Source organism: Haloterrigena sp. KLK7 (assembly GCF_037914945.1).
GTDB lineage: Archaea > Halobacteriota > Halobacteria > Halobacteriales > Natrialbaceae > Haloterrigena > Haloterrigena salinisoli.
In genome coordinates, this window is the sequence record NZ_CP149787.1 from 2,364,053 (window position 1) to 2,379,407 (window position 15,355).

General features: G+C 62.2%; 12 protein-coding genes and 2 pseudogenes. 7 read left to right on the forward strand and 7 right to left on the reverse strand.

Annotated features, from left to right (window positions below):
- The first annotated feature begins 44 nt into the window (after nt 1-44).
- Nucleotides 45-590: pseudogene (locus WD430_RS11620) on the forward strand (IS6 family transposase).
- Between the two features lie 35 nt (nt 591-625).
- Here the strand turns inward: WD430_RS11620 and WD430_RS11625 are convergent.
- Entirely contained in the window at nt 626-2,092 is a 1,467-nt protein-coding gene (locus WD430_RS11625; RefSeq protein WP_339102612.1) for an oligosaccharide flippase family protein, read from the reverse strand.
- 330 nt (nt 2,093-2,422) lie between these two features.
- A complete protein-coding gene (locus tag WD430_RS11630) occupies nt 2,423-4,024 on the reverse strand; it encodes an alkaline phosphatase family protein (protein WP_339102613.1) in 1,602 nt (533 codons plus the stop codon).
- A gap of 250 nt (nt 4,025-4,274) precedes the next feature.
- Between WD430_RS11630 and WD430_RS11635 the strand changes: the two genes are divergently transcribed.
- The 4 genes from WD430_RS11635 (at nt 4,275) to WD430_RS11650 (ending at nt 8,976) form a co-directional block, all read left to right on the forward strand.
- On the forward strand, nt 4,275-5,309 hold the full coding sequence (locus tag WD430_RS11635; protein ID WP_339102614.1) for a glycosyltransferase family 4 protein: 1,035 nt from the start codon (nt 4,275-4,277) through the stop codon (nt 5,307-5,309).
- Nucleotides 5,310-5,333: 24 nt separating this feature from the next.
- Nucleotides 5,334-6,893 (forward strand): alkaline phosphatase family protein, encoded by a 1,560-nt coding sequence (locus WD430_RS11640; RefSeq protein ID WP_339102615.1) that lies wholly within the window; start codon nt 5,334-5,336, stop codon nt 6,891-6,893.
- A 61-nt stretch (nt 6,894-6,954) separates the two neighbouring features.
- Entirely contained in the window at nt 6,955-8,268 is a 1,314-nt protein-coding gene (locus tag WD430_RS11645; protein WP_339102616.1) for a sulfatase-like hydrolase/transferase, read from the forward strand.
- 234 nt (nt 8,269-8,502) lie between these two features.
- The gene (locus WD430_RS11650; protein ID WP_339102617.1) at nt 8,503-8,976 is read left to right on the forward strand and encodes a methyltransferase domain-containing protein; all 474 of its coding nucleotides are present in this window, start codon (nt 8,503-8,505) and stop codon (nt 8,974-8,976) included.
- Nucleotides 8,977-8,995: 19 nt separating this feature from the next.
- Here the strand turns inward: WD430_RS11650 and WD430_RS11655 are convergent, their stop codons facing one another.
- The 4 genes from WD430_RS11655 to WD430_RS11670 all read right to left on the reverse strand — a co-directional run bounded on the left by WD430_RS11655 (nt 8,996) and on the right by WD430_RS11670 (nt 12,869).
- Nucleotides 8,996-10,363: a sulfatase gene (locus WD430_RS11655; RefSeq protein ID WP_339102618.1), complete on the reverse strand. Its 1,368-nt coding sequence runs from the start codon at nt 10,361-10,363 to the stop codon at nt 8,996-8,998.
- Nucleotides 10,364-10,398: 35 nt separating this feature from the next.
- Nucleotides 10,399-11,460 (reverse strand): glycosyltransferase family 4 protein, encoded by a 1,062-nt coding sequence (locus WD430_RS11660; protein ID WP_339102619.1) that lies wholly within the window; start codon nt 11,458-11,460, stop codon nt 10,399-10,401.
- Nucleotides 11,457-12,599 carry a glycosyltransferase gene (locus tag WD430_RS11665; RefSeq protein WP_339102620.1) on the reverse strand — a complete coding sequence of 381 codons (1,143 nt, stop codon included), beginning with the start codon at nt 12,597-12,599 and terminating at the stop codon, nt 11,457-11,459. Before WD430_RS11665 ends, WD430_RS11660 begins: the two co-directional genes overlap by 4 nt.
- An 87-nt stretch (nt 12,600-12,686) precedes the next feature.
- The gene (locus WD430_RS11670; RefSeq protein WP_339102621.1) at nt 12,687-12,869 is read right to left on the reverse strand and encodes an HVO_A0556 family zinc finger protein; all 183 of its coding nucleotides are present in this window, start codon (nt 12,867-12,869) and stop codon (nt 12,687-12,689) included.
- A 43-nt stretch (nt 12,870-12,912) separates the two neighbouring features.
- Here WD430_RS11670 and WD430_RS11675 point away from each other — a divergent pair.
- Nucleotides 12,913-13,099, forward strand: a pseudogene (locus WD430_RS11675) (UTP--glucose-1-phosphate uridylyltransferase); the annotation flags it as partial.
- 256 nt (nt 13,100-13,355) lie between these two features.
- Here WD430_RS11675 and WD430_RS11680 read toward each other — a convergent pair.
- Nucleotides 13,356-13,901 (reverse strand): CDP-2,3-bis-(O-geranylgeranyl)-sn-glycerol synthase, encoded by a 546-nt coding sequence (locus WD430_RS11680; protein ID WP_339102622.1) that lies wholly within the window; start codon nt 13,899-13,901, stop codon nt 13,356-13,358.
- A 218-nt stretch (nt 13,902-14,119) separates the two neighbouring features.
- On the opposite strand from WD430_RS11680, the gene WD430_RS11685 reads away from it, so the two are divergent.
- A complete protein-coding gene (locus WD430_RS11685) occupies nt 14,120-15,298 on the forward strand; it encodes a M24 family metallopeptidase (RefSeq protein ID WP_339102623.1) in 1,179 nt (392 codons plus the stop codon).
- The last annotated feature ends 57 nt before the right edge of the window (nt 15,299-15,355 follow it).

A 15,355-nucleotide genomic window follows, 5' to 3' on the forward strand; every position in this document is an offset into this window, starting at 1 on the left:
TTCGTTAAGCGTGAGAAGTGAGGCAGTACGGTTTGTGGTGCTCTATGCCAAAAACCGACCGTCTCAGTGGATGTAGCGGCTGGATCAATTTGAGTTTTGTGGAGCGAGAACGGACACCGCGTCAGCTGATGGAGTTCGGTATTCGACTACATCTTGCAGGTCCCCCGCTTTCGAATATCGTTCGAAAATTAGAGAAGTTCGGTATCAAACCCAGTCGTAAGGCAGTCTACGATTGGGTTCACAAGTGCGATCTACAGCCAGCAGATGACGAGAATCCGAATCACATCACACTTGACGAGACGGTGATTCAACTTGATGACCACCACTATTGGCTGTACCTCCCGGAGAAACACGACCTTGATGATGCCCTGTTTCTCATCGATGGAGTAAAACATCTCCAGACTGCACTCCGTCGATCTGGGCTCCGATTTTGATACGAAAAATATGGAAATCGGAACGCTGCTAAACGTGTCTTTCGTGAGATAAAATGACCCACCTCTTCGTTCTCAAACTATTTTACTCACGCACAACCGACAACAGCCGAATCGTGGCTCCAAGCCTTCACCATCTGGCACAATGCTACGAACTAAACATGGCCGAGAGCGCAAGCAGAAGAGTACAGCGTTCACGGAAGCATATCGTTACGGAGGTCGCGGAGTACGTTGACGGCATCGATACGAATCCGTTCGCTCAGTAGCAACAACGCCGTGAAGTAGGCCCCCGCGCCTGTGCCGAGCAGGATCGAAATACGGACCCAGCCGTGAGCGTCGCCTAATTGTGATTTGAGGGCGTAGACGACAGCCGTCATTAGGAGCATCGATACGATTTGAACACTGACGTCGACCAGCGCTGACGACGGAATCCGCTCGTTGAGGAAGTAAAATAGACTGGCGACACTTGCGCCGAACGCGAGTACCGTCGCACACGCGATCCCCCATGAACCAAACGTCATCGTGAGCGGAATTGATAATATACCATAGACACTAATGAGAAGAACACCACTGACTGCGTACAGGCGCGGCTGTCCCGTGCCAAGGAAGAACATCTCGAGTCCCTCTCGATAGCCGTTGAATAAGTTTGCTATACCGAGTATCGGGAGCAAGGCGTTCGCCATTCCCACCACTCCAATGAAGGGGAGCGTTAACGTCCCCGGATCGTTCGCATAAAGCGTGAGCAGCAATCCATTTCCGATGACGGCCCCACCGCCGATCATTGGAATCGCGAACAGACCAGCATAGGTGAATACGTTGGTCAGAAGACGAGAGACATGTTCGTGGTCATCGCTTTCCGTCAAAGCAGAGAACTGCGGAAACGCCACCTGTGCCAGTGCAGACGAGAACAACATTGACGCCTCGGTAATTCGAAATACGTTCTGATAGACACCTGCCGATCCGGGGCCAACGAACTGGCCGAGAAGCAGATAATCGGCCTGTTTGAATAGCTGGCTGGAAACGCTCTGGATATAGGCATACTTTGAATAGGTAACGAAGTCTCGAAACAGTTCAAGTGAAGGTCGCGCAGGAATAACACGTGCGAACCCAACGTATGAAATCAGGAATACGAGAAACTGGCCAGCTATTAGTCCCCAAATAAGCCCGAGAACGCCGAATCCTGCGACAATCAGCGCCGCCTGAATCGGTACAATAAGTGCGTATCGACCGTTTTCTATCGCCCCGACGAGAGCGACGCGCTGTTTCCCTTCTAGAAATGCTCCTGATAGTCGAAACAGGCCCCACGAGAGTACGCTGAGGGGAACGAAAGAGGCAGCGTTTACACCGACGATCCGGTTGACCGAATCCTGTAACATGAAAGATAGTATGGTGACAACAACGACACCCGCCAAGAGAATCAGTGCACCACTTGTGAACTGTCGTGCTTCTTGGTTCTTCTCGCTTACCCGCTTAACGACAGTTGGATAGAGTCCGAAACTGACTAGATTAGCTGCCACCATCTGGATACTGAAAAAGATCGCATAACTGCCGATTCCGGCGAATCCGAGCTCACGTGTAAAGATAACGGTTCCAAGAAAGCCTGCGAATGTCCCGAATACATTCGTGATGAAACGTTTCGATATTTCTGCTCCAACCTTCATTATTACAGATAACCTAGTTCGAAGAGTCGTTCTTTAATCCCGTCACTGCCGATAGCAACCATCTCTATCCCGACGAAACCGTAGTATTCTGGATCGTTTTCTATAGCTCCGATTGTCTCCACAAAAGAACAAAAGGTCTCGTCAACTTTCAAGGTCGGCAAGTGAGTGTATGGCCGGCGCATTGACTTCCCCTCTCGTTTGATGTGGCGAAAACAGCTTCCCGATATATCGTAGTCGGTCGCGTAGCAAAGTGCGGTTTCGGCTCTGTCAGAGAGACGTTCATATTCGTCGTGACGTAGTCAACTGGCAAAAGGCGTATGGTCTGCCCGACTACTCGAGGTATCCGAGATCAGAGAGCCGCTGGGCGACCGCATCGTCCTCGGTTGCGGCCTGCTCGCGGACCGCGTACTCGGGATACGACGCCGGCTCCGGCGCGTCGACCGCTGGAAGGGGATTGCCGTCCATCCCCTCGTCGGGAGCGATGCCGAGCGACGCCAGCACGGTCGGGGCGACGTCGAACAGATGTGCGCCCGATAGGTCGGCTTCCGCGTTGACGCCGGTGCCCGCGATCGCGACGATGCCGTCCCGTTTGTGGTTGTACGGTTCGGGATCGTCGAACTGCCCGCCGATGACCGCCGACAACGAGTGCTGGAAGTCGGTCGGAACGACGAGCACGTCGATGGCCTCGTCGGCATACGGCCCGTTGATGTACCGCTCACGCCTGACGACCTCCTCGAAGACCGGCGTCCCGTCCGGCGTCGTTGCCTCTGACAGTAGCGCGATCAGAGCGTCGCGAGCGCCCTCGTACTCGTCGGCAGGGACAACGCCGTCGGGATCACGTCCCTTGACGTTCAGGCGGACGCCCAGTTCGGACGGCGATCGGAGGTACGCCCGCGACGCCGTGAAATCCACGGCGTCGCTGGCGGCGAAGACGGCGCTGACGGGCACGTGCCTGCCGACGAACTCGGCGAGGCCGACCCGTTCGAGGACGGCTTTTCCCCGCTGATACGTCAGGCCAGTGCCGGCGGCGGCGGCCGCGAGCCGCTCGAGGATCGGCGACCCCGAACTCCCGTTGTCGCTCTCAGTCAACCGTTCGTCTTTGATCTGGAACCACGAGGGGACGCCCTGTCCGTCCCGCGTGGTCTCCACGATCTCCTCCTCACGGAGGTACTGATTGACCCGGAACTCGTAGCCCTCGTACTCGCCCATGCCGTGATCGCTGGCGACGACGACGGTGTCGGGGTCGCAGTCGTTGAGGATCGCTCCGACCTGCTCGTCGACCGCGCGGTAGATCCGCCGCACTTTCTCGCGGTCGCCGGGGAAGTCGTGGAACACCGCGTCCGTCTTCTGGAACTGGACGAAGCCGAACTCGGGTTCGAACCGGTCGGCGAGGTAGCAAAACGCCTCGCCGCGCAGCCGGCTGAGCTCGACGTAGTCCTCGAACTTCTCCTTGCCGGCGCGCTCGTCGGTCTCTCTGCGAGCGTAGACGCGGTAGTCACCGACCGCCTCGCGAACATCCTCGAGGATCCCCGCCGGCTGACACTGCGGGTCCTCCGAGGCCAGATAGCCCGGAATTACGGCGCCGTCGATCTCGGGCGGGGGGCTCGTCACCGGGACGTTGACCACGACGCTCGTCAGCCCCGCGTCGTCGGCGTACTCCCAGAGGCTCCGGTGGCGCACGTCGGTCGCGTTCACGATGTCCCAGTCGTAGCCGTCGAATCGCAGAAAGTCGAAGACACCGTGTTTACCGGGATTGACGCCGGTGTACAGCGACGGCCACGCGCTCGCGGTCCAGGGCGGGATTTGGGACGTCAATTTCCCTGTCACTCCGTCCGCAAAGAGCGACTTGAGATGCGGCAACTCACCGTCCTCGAACAGCGGCCGGAGCACCGGGAAACAGGCAGCGTCGAGTCCGAACAAGAGGGTTTTCATGTCTCGAAGCATCGGACCCTCGGGCTTAAATGTGCTTTTCGTCTCCGGTCGCTATCTCGTACCGCTCGTCTCAGTGTCACTCGAGCGCGTCATGAGCGCGGTGTACGGCGAAAATTCGATTGATATTGATAAGTAATAAAGAGAACTACTGCTCGCAAGCCGACCGGAACCACCCAACTCGTCACCAAGAACCGCTCCCGAGTCGGGCGTCAGCGGGGGTTTTAACCGTCCGGCCCGCACCGCCTCGACCATGAATCCCGACGCTGTCAGCGTGGCGATGCTCCATCAGGAACCACACCCAGCCCACCGCGGATTCGCGGAGGCCGTGAGTGCGGACCTCGTCGACTACCACCGCCTCTCGCTCGGTCCTCTCGAGGAGACCGTCCTCGAGGACGGGCTCAACGGGGTCGTCTATCCGGACTACGATGTCTATCTCGTCGAGGGGTCGCGACCGCTGTATGCTGCGCTCACCCGTCGGTTCACGCGCGGTGGGAAACTAGTCTATCTCTGTGCCGACCACGGCCTCTGCCAGCTCGGAAACGCGGACTTCGAGGGGGATTCGGCGCTGAAGTCGCTGATCGGCAGGTTCGGGACGCCGATCATTCGCGGCGTCGGGCGCCGCGGCATCGACGGTGTGATCGCCGTGTCGGAGTTCGCTGCGGAGTTCACTCGCCCTGTCGTCGGCCCCGAGACGCCGATCGAGATCGCTCATCCGTTCGTCCAGCCCGGGACGTACGACGCGCTCGGGGACGTGACACCCGACATCGAGTCGAACGTCGCGGTCACGGTCGCTCGTCCGTGGCGGTACAAGGGCATAGATATGCTCGTCGACGCGTGGCCGCGGGTCCGCGAGGCCGTGCCCGCCGCCGAACTCCACGTCGTCGGCGGCGGTCATCCCGAGGCCTACGGCGAGACGCCGGGCGTCCGTGTCCGAGGATACGTCGAGAACCTCGCCGACGCGTTCGCGCCCGCCTCGTTGTTCGTCCAGCCGTCGCGGATGGACACGTTCCCGGTCAGCACGCTCGAGGCGATGCGGGCTGGACTCGTTCCGCTCGTCACGCGGACCGCGGGGACGCGGTCCGAAGCCCGCGAGATCGATCCGTCCCTCGTCGTGGAACCCAGCACGGACGCGCTCGCTCGCGGCGTCGTGGAGTACTTCGAGCGCGGTCTGGCCGACCGACGTGAACTCGCGGCCCGCGCCCGGGAGCGCGGCGACCGGTTTGATCCGGACTCTAGGACGGCCGCGTTTCGCGAGTCATTCCGTGAGGTACTCAAAGCACTTTAACCCGGAGAGAGCGATTCCCCATCCATGACTGTCTACGTCGTCGGTCTCGACGGAGCCGACTGGTTGCTTCTGCGGCCGTGGATCGAGGAAGGACACCTCCCTGCGTTTTCTCGAATACTCGACGATGGCGTCGCGGGTGACCTCGAGAGCACCCTCCCGCCAGTCACGTTTCCCGCGTGGAAGTGTTATTCGACTGGAAAGACACCCGGGAAACTCGGTGTCTACGAGTGGTTCGCGTACGACCGGCGAACCAACGAGATCGCTGCCAACGATGCCAGTGACTTCCGGTCGCGGGAATACTGGGACGTGCTGGCCGACCACGGCCACCGTGCCGGCGTCGTCAACATGCCGACGACCCATCCGGCCGACGCCGGCGGGCGAACTGCTGACGACGGCGTGTTCGTCGTCGCCGGCAGCCCCGCCAGCGAGCGCAAGCAGTTTACCGCTCCCGACTCGCTGAAAGACGACTTGCTCGAGGCGATTCCCGCCTACCGCGTCAAGCCCGATCTCGTGCTCGACGAGGCGACGCCCGACGAACTGGTCGCCGAAGCGACGGCGCTGTTCGAACAGCGGTTCCGCACGGCGACGTGGCTCGCCGACGAGCGGGACTGTGATCTGGTCCACACGACGCTATTCGCGACTGACACGCTCCAGCACCGGCTCTGGGACCGGCCCGAGAAACTGCGGGCGGCATACGAACGCGTCGACGACCTGCTCGCGGACCTGCTCGAGCGCGACGACGCGGAGGCGGTCGTGCTCATGAGCGACCACGGCTTCGTCGAAATCAACGAAATATTCCTCGTGAACCAGTGGCTACTCGAGCGCGGCGACCTCGCGATCAAGGAGTCGGAGACGCGGGACCTGCTGGCGACCGTCGGCCTCACGGAGGAACGGCTCAAGCACCTCGTCGACCGGCTGGGACTGGTCAACCTCGCCCAGTCACTGGTTCCGGAGTCGGCCCAGCGGTTCTTCCCAAGCGAGAGCGGCCGTATCGCGATTCAGGACGCCGCCATCGACTGGGAGCGAACCAAGGCCGTCTCGCTTGGCCGCGGCCCGATCTACGTCAACTGGGATGCATTCTCGAGCGACAACGCCGTCACACGGTACGCATCGGAGCTTGCCGCCGACCTCGAGGCTCTCGAGACGCCCGCCGGCGATCCCGTCGCGACCACCGTTTACGATCCGGCCGACGTCTACACCGGCGACCGACCGCGCGGCCCCGATCTCCTCGTCGAGTACGCGCCGGGCGTCGACGCGCCCGAGGCGATCGGCGGCGCCGTCTTCGGCGAGACGACCGAGTGGCTCGCGACCCACCGTCGGACCGGTGTGTTCGCGGCGTGGGGGGAAGACGTCGCCGAGGGGAGCGCGGACCTCGAACTGTACGACCTCGCGCCGACGCTGCTGCATTACCTCGGCGTGCCCGTCCCCGAGGATGTCGACGGCGACGTGCGGTTCGACGTGCTGACGGGCGAGCCCGCGGAGCAGTCGATTGAGCGGGGGCCGCCGACCGCCACCGTCACGCGCCGACGGGGTGCCGGCGAGGAGGTTGAAGAGACGCTGCGGGAACTGGGATATATGGAATGATTTCCGGAGGGACTGACAAATGAACCCGCTCAAACGGTTTCCACGACTGAACAATGCTTGGATGGATCTCAAGCACCGGACCCGCCATCAACTGCGGCGCCGGGACCGCAAGGTCGCGTTCGAGGCGACCGTCGAGGAGCCGCGAAACGTGCTCGTGGTCGTCGTGGACTGCTTGCGCGCCGATCACGTCAGCGGTTTCGGCTACGACCGGGAGACGACGCCCGCGCTCGATGCGTTCGACGCCGCCGCCTTTTCGAACGCCAAGGCGCCGAGCACGTGGACGTTCCCCTCGGTGCCGTCGCTGCTGTCGGGACGATACCCCCACGAGCACGGTGGCCGGTTCGAGACCGACCCGCGGAACCTCTCGGCCGAGCAGTTTCCCCGCCGGCCTCGCGCCGACATCGCGACGCTCCCCGACCTGCTGGGGACCGCGGGCTACGATACCGGCATGGTGACGGCGATTCCGATGGCCGAGAAGGCGGTCGGCGACCGGTTCCAGTCCGTCTCGGTCCGGTATACCGCCGCCGAGGAGCGGGTGGCCGCGGCCCGCGACTGGATGGCCGACCGCGATCGGTGGTTCTGCTATCTCCACCTCGGCGATCCACACGTCCCGATGAACGTTCCCGACGCGCACCGCGAGACGTTCGACGTGCCGTCGATGGCGGAGCTCAACGACTGGCGGTTCCGGGAGACGACCGACGGCGAGAGGTTCGAGGAGTACCGCGACGCCCGCATTCGCGCCTACGACGCGGCGATCAGGGGGGTCGACGACGCCCTCGAGACCCTGCTGGCGGACGTCGACGACGAGACGGTCGTCGTGGTCTGTGGCGACCACGGCGAAGCCTTCTGGGAACACCCGGATCTCGAGCGCCGGCTGAACGACGATCCGCGGGGCTACTACGCGACCGACCACGGCCACAGCGTCCTCGAGGAGGTCGCACGGGTCCCGCTGTGGGTGCACGCGCCCGGCGTCGACCGGACCGCGTTGGATCGTCCCGTCTCGCTGGTCGACATCGCGCCGACGATCCTCTCGGCGCTGGGCGGGACCGTTCCAGATGGCGTCGCCGGCCGCTCGCTCGACGAGACCGCTGACGCGGATGCGGACGACCGGACGCTGCTCTGCGAGGAAACCGCCTACGGCTACAATCAGCGCGCGGTGTGGCACGAGGGCCGGAAGGCGATCATTGTCCCCGAAACGGAGACGACGCTGGCGTTCGCGCTCGAGGACTACCTCGAGGGCGAACCGCTGGAAACGATTCCCGATGCCCTCGAGAAGGCGCTCGAGTCGTTCGACGGCGGCGTCGAGGGAGCCGACCGGATGGCCGTCGACGACGACACGCGCGATCGACTTGAGGAACTCGGCTATCTGGAGTGAGAGCTATACGCACTCGAGAATTTGATGGATAGATAATACGTTTGATTCAGATTGTTACGCCTGAATCCGCATACAATGACATGATAGTGGATCTGAAGTTCGTTCTGACCGTAAATAGGACGTTCCGTTGCGATTGATACGGATCGATCACTAATATGAATAGAATGATCTATTGGCAAACAGGGAACAGCCAACCGGAACTACAATTAACATGTACACATAGTGTAAACCTCGATGGAACAGAAGTTGAATCTCGGTTGTGGAGACGATTATCGTGACGGGTGGGTCAACGCCGACGTTCGCTCCGAGGTTAGTCCGGATGTAGTCATCGACCTCGACAGTCTCCCGCTTCCGTTTCAAGACGATACGTTCGATCGAATACTGCTCGACAACGTCTTGGAACATACCGTTGACCAGTTGGCAGTATTGCGCGAACTGCATCGAGTCAGCGAACTGAACGCCGAAATTACGTTTCGCGGACCCCACTGGAACAGTCACGGTGCATGGATAGATCCGACGCATACACGCCCTTTCTCTCACAAAACGTTCGAACACTACCTCGTGGCCGATCTATTCGATGTGGTTCAGGTGTCTGCAAAGCGGATCCGATTCGGACGGTTACTGCCCCCTAATATCGCTCTCAAAGTCGCGGACCATATTGGACAGGTCGTTAGCGAAATCGAAGTTACCGTTCGAGTCCGCAAATGATACCCCGCCGAATAGTGCCTCAGAGATAGCCGAGATCACGCAGGTGATCCTCAACCATCGCGTCTTCCTCGTCGATGCCGACCGACCCGTCCTCGCGGAACCGACGCATCCGCTCCTGGTGGTCGTCTAACGCCTGCGAAAGCTCGTCGTACTCCGGACGCCCGTCGCCGGAGCGATCGTCGGCCGGCGATTCTGCCGGCGCCTCGGTCACGTCGAAACAGAACTCGCCGTCGTCAGCGTGGCGAAGCAGTTTCCAGCCGTCGGCTCGGCGCGCACAGCATCGTCCGTACTCGATCTGCCGCCCGACGTCGCCAAAGGCGTACTCGCGGGCGCCGATCTCGCCGTCGGCAACGGGCAGCGCAGACGCGCCCTGCCAGCCCTCGAATGGCGGTCGGCCGACCGCGTCGGCGATCGTCGGTGCCACGTCGAGGAGGCGAATCTGGCCGTCGACGGCGTCGCCGTCGCGGTCGGGGTGGTGGAGGACGAACGGCACCCGAACAATCCCCTCCCAGAACTCTGGCGGGTGGCCGGCGTGGCCATGTTCGCCGACGAGTTCGCCGTGATCGGCCGTAAACAGGATTACTGTCTCCTCGAGGAGATCCCGCTCCTCGAGGGCGTCCAGCAGTGCATCGAACTGGTCGTCGATGTAGGCGCACTCGGCGTCGTAGAGCTGGCGGATCAACTCCCACTCCTCGTCGGTGACGTCCTCGGGGTGGTGGGTACCCTTCCGGGAGAGGCCGCGGCAGCGCGACAGCGAGAGCGGTTCGTCGAGGAACTGCTGCTGGTAGGCTTCGGGCGCTTCGTAGGGATGGTGGGCGTCCATGTAGTGGAGCCACGAGAACCAGTCGTCCGACTGCTCGTCGATCCACTCGAGCGCCCGCTCGTTCAGCGACGCCGCGCGCTCGTACTCGCTGTCGGCATCGGTTGCGCCGGCCAGGAGCGCATCGACGCGGTTGTATACCGTCTCGATGGTCCTGAACAGCGCACCGTTCTTGTCGAGGTTCGACTGGACGAACTGTTTGAGCCGGCCCGCTTCGGCCGTCCCGCTGGCGTCGTACATCGTCTCGAAGCCGCGATCGTAGTGGTAAGAGCCGCTGGCGAAGTGGTTGTCCGTGTATCCGGCGGTCGCGAAGCCCGCGTCCGAGAGCATCTCGGCCAGCGTTCGAATGTCGCCGTCGGCATCGCGGGGCGGAATACCCAGTCCCTCGATGCTGGCGAAGTGACGGCTCGCGTGGATGGCCGGAAACGATGCGGGCGTTGACGGGCCATTGGCGATACACTCGGTAAACTCGACGGCGTCGTCGGCGAACGACCGGGTCGCGGGCATTACACTCGAGGTCACCCGGTCGGCGCGCAGCGAGTCGACGGTCACCAGGAGGACGTTCATGTGGACTCGAAGTCAGCGGACCCTCAAAACAGTACTTACCTGCCGACGCGACTCCGCGAGCCAGCGTACCGGTCGACGAGGCGGTCAACGACGTCGTCCCAGTCAGGAATCCCGCCGGCGTCGATCTCGCGATCGACCGCCTCGCGAACGGCGTTCGCGACCGATACCGGTGACGGATCGGTGACGCCGACACAGCCGTTGCGATTGATCCAGTCGGTCAGCGCGCCGGCCGCTCTGACGACGCACGGCGTTCCGGCGGCCAGCGCTTCGGCGATCGTCATTCCGTACGCTTCGAACGACGACAACGACACGTACGCGTCCGCTCCCGCGTAGAGGTTCGGGAGTCGATCATCGTCCACGAATCCGAGAAACGTCACTCGATCCGAGACGCCTTCCGCTCGGGCAATACGCTCGAGGGCCGATTTGTACGAACCGCGTCCGGCGACTACCAGTTCGTACGCGGGGAGATCGGGGAGCGCACGGATCACGTGCTGGACGCCCTTGTACTCCTCGAGACGACCGACTGACAGGAGATATCGCCCGTCCCGTCGTTCGGGATCGGCGGTCGCGAACCGATCGACGTGCAGGCCGTTTGGAATCACCGTGGCATCGACACCGAAGTCCGCACGGAGTTGCTCACGTTCCCAGTCGCTGACGGCGATTACGTCGTCCGCTCGCCGAACGGCCCACCGACCGAACGGGCGATAAAGCGAGAGCAACGCATCCCGAACGTCGTCGGCGCTACCGCCGTGGTAGTGAGTCGTCACAATGAACCGTTCGTCAGTAACGCCGAGAGCGGCGAAGAACAGCGGAAACGCGTGGTAATTGTGTGCGTGAACCACGTCTGCATCGAACCGACGGACCGCACGGGTCAGTTGGGGTGCGACGTAGAACGAACCACTGGGACTGACGGAGCGAAATCGGCGAACGCGAATGTCGTCGACGATACTGGTTGCCGTCACGTCGGCTCCGGCGTCCGTGCTAAATACCGCGACGTCGTGGCCGTCGGCGGCGAGCCGCGTCGCGACCTCCTTGACGTGGGTTTCGACGCCGCCGGTACGAGGCGGATAGCGGTGCGTGACGAACAGTAGTCTCATTCGAATGCCTCTCGCAATTCGGCATCGACGTCCCACGTGCCGTCCGAGTCACCGACGACCAGCGAGACGCTGGCCCGCAGCAGCGACACCTGCGCGTCGAATATCGAGTACAGCGCCTGTACGGGTCCGAGCAGGTCTTTTTGTCCGAGGTACGCGAACAGTCCGACGGTGGCCGGACCCACTAGGCCACTGATACCGAACAGCGATACGACCGCACTGGTTCCGACGACTAACGTCGCCGCCAGCAGCCACGGCGACACCACCATGAACCACCAGTTGAACGGCAACACGAGCTTCCCGTACCGTCCGTACCGGCCCAGGGCATCCCGATGTTGAACTAATAGCCGAATCAACCCCATTCCGCGTCTATCCTTCTGCTTTCGTCGTTTCACGAACTCGGAGTGGCTCGCCTCCATGTACTTCACGGCAGGGTCGAAGATAACGCGGCCGTCCTGCCGTCGGATCTTCAGCGCCAGTTCCGTGTCGTCGGCCAGCGAGTTCGGATCGATCGGTAGCAACGCGTCGTTTTCGAATGCAGAGAACGGCCCGTGGAAGATCAGCGTCGAGTCGAGATGGGATTCCAGTTGCTGAATGTGACTCTGGACGCCCCGGTAGCCGGACTCGACCTCGCTGCCGCCGAGCACTTCGACGTTGCGACCTGTCACAGCTGCAATGTCGTCGTCCGCAAGATTCGCGGCGGCCTCACGGAGGGCGTCTGGCGCGAGTTTGGAATCACAATCGGTCTTCACGACCATTTCGTTCGACGCGGCGGCGTAGGCGTCGTTGAGCGCCGGCGCGAGTCCGCGGCGTTCGTCTTCCTCGAGCAATACCAGATCGGGCGCCTCCAGGTCCTCGAAGTACTCCCGGATGATCGTCCGCGTATCGTCGGTCGAGGAATCCACTACGACGAGTTCCACTTTCTCCATCGGATACTCGAGCGCGAGCAGATCGTCGAGTTTCGTTTCGACGATCTGTGCTTCATTGTACGTCGGCAGGACGATACTAACCGTCGGTTCCGCGGGCGTTTTGTCGGCGGGCGACCCCTGTGGTCGGATCCACGCATAGAGCGCGAGGTAGCAGAGATACGGGAACGCCGTAAGGAAGAGAAGTGTGACCGCAGCGACGGCAAGTACGTTCATGGACCTCCGTTATCAGCGTTCGATGAAAATCCCTTCGTAGTCAGATAGTATCGCATAGATTCGCTCACTTGTTTGCGGCTTGTGAAATCATTCTTCATTCCACAGTTGTACCGTTGGGACTCCGCACTGGTCACAGACGATTGCGGTATTCCCCTTGTACTGATCACGAACGAGCGACCCGTCACTACAATACGTACAGTCGCGATGCTCGAGTTGAGCGAGGAGATCGCGTTCCGAAGGAACCCGTAAGCGATCGGATACAGAGGCCATTTCGCGATTAATGATTTACGGAACGCAAATACTTTCTGGGAACACCTTTCCGTCAGCTATCTTCTACGCCTGCCGTCTCGTCCAGCCAGCGATCGCGGCGAGTACGAGTTGCCGGACGCGATCGTCCTCCTCATCCAGTCGGGGCGGACCATCGACGCGATCCGAATAGACGGCTGGCGCATCGACGTAGTCTACCCGAAGACCGCGAAGCGGCCGAGAAACGCCTGTAGAACGACGATGAGGCAGTCAAAGCGGCGGCGACAGCCGAATAACGACACGACTCGAGTCACTCGTCGTCGTCGACCACCCATCGAAGCGGAATTCGCTGCCCAGTAGGACCGAACCGCTCTCGCTGACCCGCTGACGACGAACGGACCTGAGCGAAGCGAATAGCAAGCGAACGCTCGAGACCATCGAGACTAGCAGAGCCGAGTGACGACGCCCTCGAGAGACCAACAAAAACGCCCTCGAGTCCAACCCGAGGCCCTACCAGGGCTCGTTCTTCAGTCCGAGTTTGTACGCGATCATATTGGTCGTCACGTGCAGGATCGGTGTGAGGATCACGACGACGGCGATGACGCCCCACGTGAAGACGTCGGTGAACCAGTCGGTCGCGAGCAGCGCGGTCAGGGGGAGCGAGACGACGACGAAGTCCAGTTGATCGAGGCCGGGGAACATCGCGCCGCGCTGGCGGCCGGTGCGTCGCTTCAGGAACGACGCGAGGATGTCCCCGAGCATGGCCCCAGCGGCCAGTCCCAGCGCGGCGAGGGGTGCGAACTCGGGAACGTCGATGCCGGTCGCGTCGCTGACGCCGGGCGCGAGCAGCGTCAGTAGACCCGCGAGGGCGAGACCGGCGGTGATCCCGGCGGCGGTGCCCCGCCAGGTCTTGCCGTCGCCCAGCATCCGCGTGTCGCCCCACATCCGGCCGCCGTCGATCGGGCGCCCGCCGCCGGCCAACACCGCGGCGTTGTTCGGAACGTAAGCGGGCAACATCGCCCAGAACGCGATCACGATTGTCTCGAGTATTGCCATATCCGCCGGAACGAACCGGGGTGTCTTAACCGCCGGTGGTTCGACACGAACGAGTCGGCACTTCAGTCGCCGTAGCCCTGTATCAGCGGCATCGCTCACGGCACATCATTGTGAACCCTCGAGGACGACTCCACGCCCAGTGTAAACAGTATCTGTAATAACTATACACGAAAAACTTTTAGCATTCCTCGTCGATCCTCGTCGTAGGGCCTGTTATCATGTCCCGAGATATTTTCGACGACGCCGAATACGAACGCCGGGTCTCCCGGACGAAGGAGCGATTGCGCGAGGAGGACCTCGACGCGATCGTCGTCTCGGATCCGGCCAACATGAACTACCTCACCGGCTACGACGGCTGGTCGTTTTACGTCCATCAGGCGGTCATCGTCACGCCCGACCGCGACGAACCGGTCTGGGTCGGCCGCCAGATGGACGGCGGCGGCGCTCGAGCGACCACGTACCTCTCCGACGAGAGCATCCTGTCCTACAGCGACGACCACGTCCACTCGCCCCACGATCTCCACCCGATGGACTACGTGGCCGGCGTCCTCGAGGACTTAGACGTCGCGGACGGTCGCATCGGCCTCGAGATGGACGCCTCCTACTTCACCGCGAAGTCCTACACGCGCCTCCAGCAGAACCTCCCCGAGGCCGAGTTCGATGACGCGACGCTGCTGGTCGGCTGGGTCCGGATCAAGAAGTCCGAGCGGGAACTCGAGTACATGCGCGAGGCCGCGCGCATCTCCGAGAACGCGATGCAGGCGGGGCTGAACGCCATCGAGGAAGGCGTCCCGGAGTACGAGGCCGCCAGAGCGATCTACGATGCCCTCATCGCCGGCACCGACGAGTACGGCGGCGACTACCCGTCGATCGTTCCGCTGATGCCCTCGGGCGACCACACCGATACGCCCCACCTGACCTGGACCGACCGCGAGTTCGAGGACGGCGACCCGGTCATCATCGAGCTCTCGGGCTGTCGCCACCGCTATCACTCCCCGCTGGCTCGCACGACGTTCGTCGGCGACCCGCCCGCGGAACTCGAGGAGACCGCCGACATCGTCGTCGAGGGGATCGAGGCCGCGCTCGACGCCGTCGAACCGGGGGTCACCTGCGAGTCCGTCGAGCGGGCCTGGCGCGAGACGATCGCTCAGTACGGCCTCGAGAAGGAGGACCGCATCGGCTACTCGATGGGGCTGGGCTACCCGCCGGACTGGGGCGAGCACACCGCGAGCATCCGTCCCGGCGACGAGACCGTCCTCGAGGAGGACATGACCTTCCACATGATCCCGGGCATCTGGACGGCGGAAGTCGGAATGGAGATCAGCGAGACGTTCCGGGTCACCGGCAGCGGCGCGGAGACGCTGGCCGACTTCCCGCGGCAACTGTTCACGACGTAACCCGGGCCACACCGACCATGGTACACTCGCCATACTACTGACCACGCGATCACTATC

Coding starts and splice junctions, on each gene's coding strand:
- WD430_RS11650 (WP_339102617.1), top strand. CDS start 8,503: ATGGAACAGAAGTTGAATCTCGGTTGTGGAGACGATTATCGTGACGGG.
- WD430_RS11635 (WP_339102614.1), top strand. CDS start 4,275: ATGAATCCCGACGCTGTCAGCGTGGCGATGCTCCATCAGGAACCACAC.
- WD430_RS11640 (WP_339102615.1), top strand. CDS start 5,334: ATGACTGTCTACGTCGTCGGTCTCGACGGAGCCGACTGGTTGCTTCTG.
- WD430_RS11665 (WP_339102620.1), bottom strand. CDS start 12,599: ATGAACGTACTTGCCGTCGCTGCGGTCACACTTCTCTTCCTTACGGCG.
- WD430_RS11625 (WP_339102612.1), bottom strand. CDS start 2,092: ATGAAGGTTGGAGCAGAAATATCGAAACGTTTCATCACGAATGTATTC.
- WD430_RS11670 (WP_339102621.1), bottom strand. CDS start 12,869: ATGGCCTCTGTATCCGATCGCTTACGGGTTCCTTCGGAACGCGATCTC.
- WD430_RS11680 (WP_339102622.1), bottom strand. CDS start 13,901: ATGGCAATACTCGAGACAATCGTGATCGCGTTCTGGGCGATGTTGCCC.
- WD430_RS11685 (WP_339102623.1), top strand. CDS start 14,120: ATGTCCCGAGATATTTTCGACGACGCCGAATACGAACGCCGGGTCTCC.
- WD430_RS11660 (WP_339102619.1), bottom strand. CDS start 11,460: ATGAGACTACTGTTCGTCACGCACCGCTATCCGCCTCGTACCGGCGGC.
- WD430_RS11645 (WP_339102616.1), top strand. CDS start 6,955: ATGGATCTCAAGCACCGGACCCGCCATCAACTGCGGCGCCGGGACCGC.
- WD430_RS11630 (WP_339102613.1), bottom strand. CDS start 4,024: ATGAAAACCCTCTTGTTCGGACTCGACGCTGCCTGTTTCCCGGTGCTC.
- WD430_RS11655 (WP_339102618.1), bottom strand. CDS start 10,363: ATGAACGTCCTCCTGGTGACCGTCGACTCGCTGCGCGCCGACCGGGTG.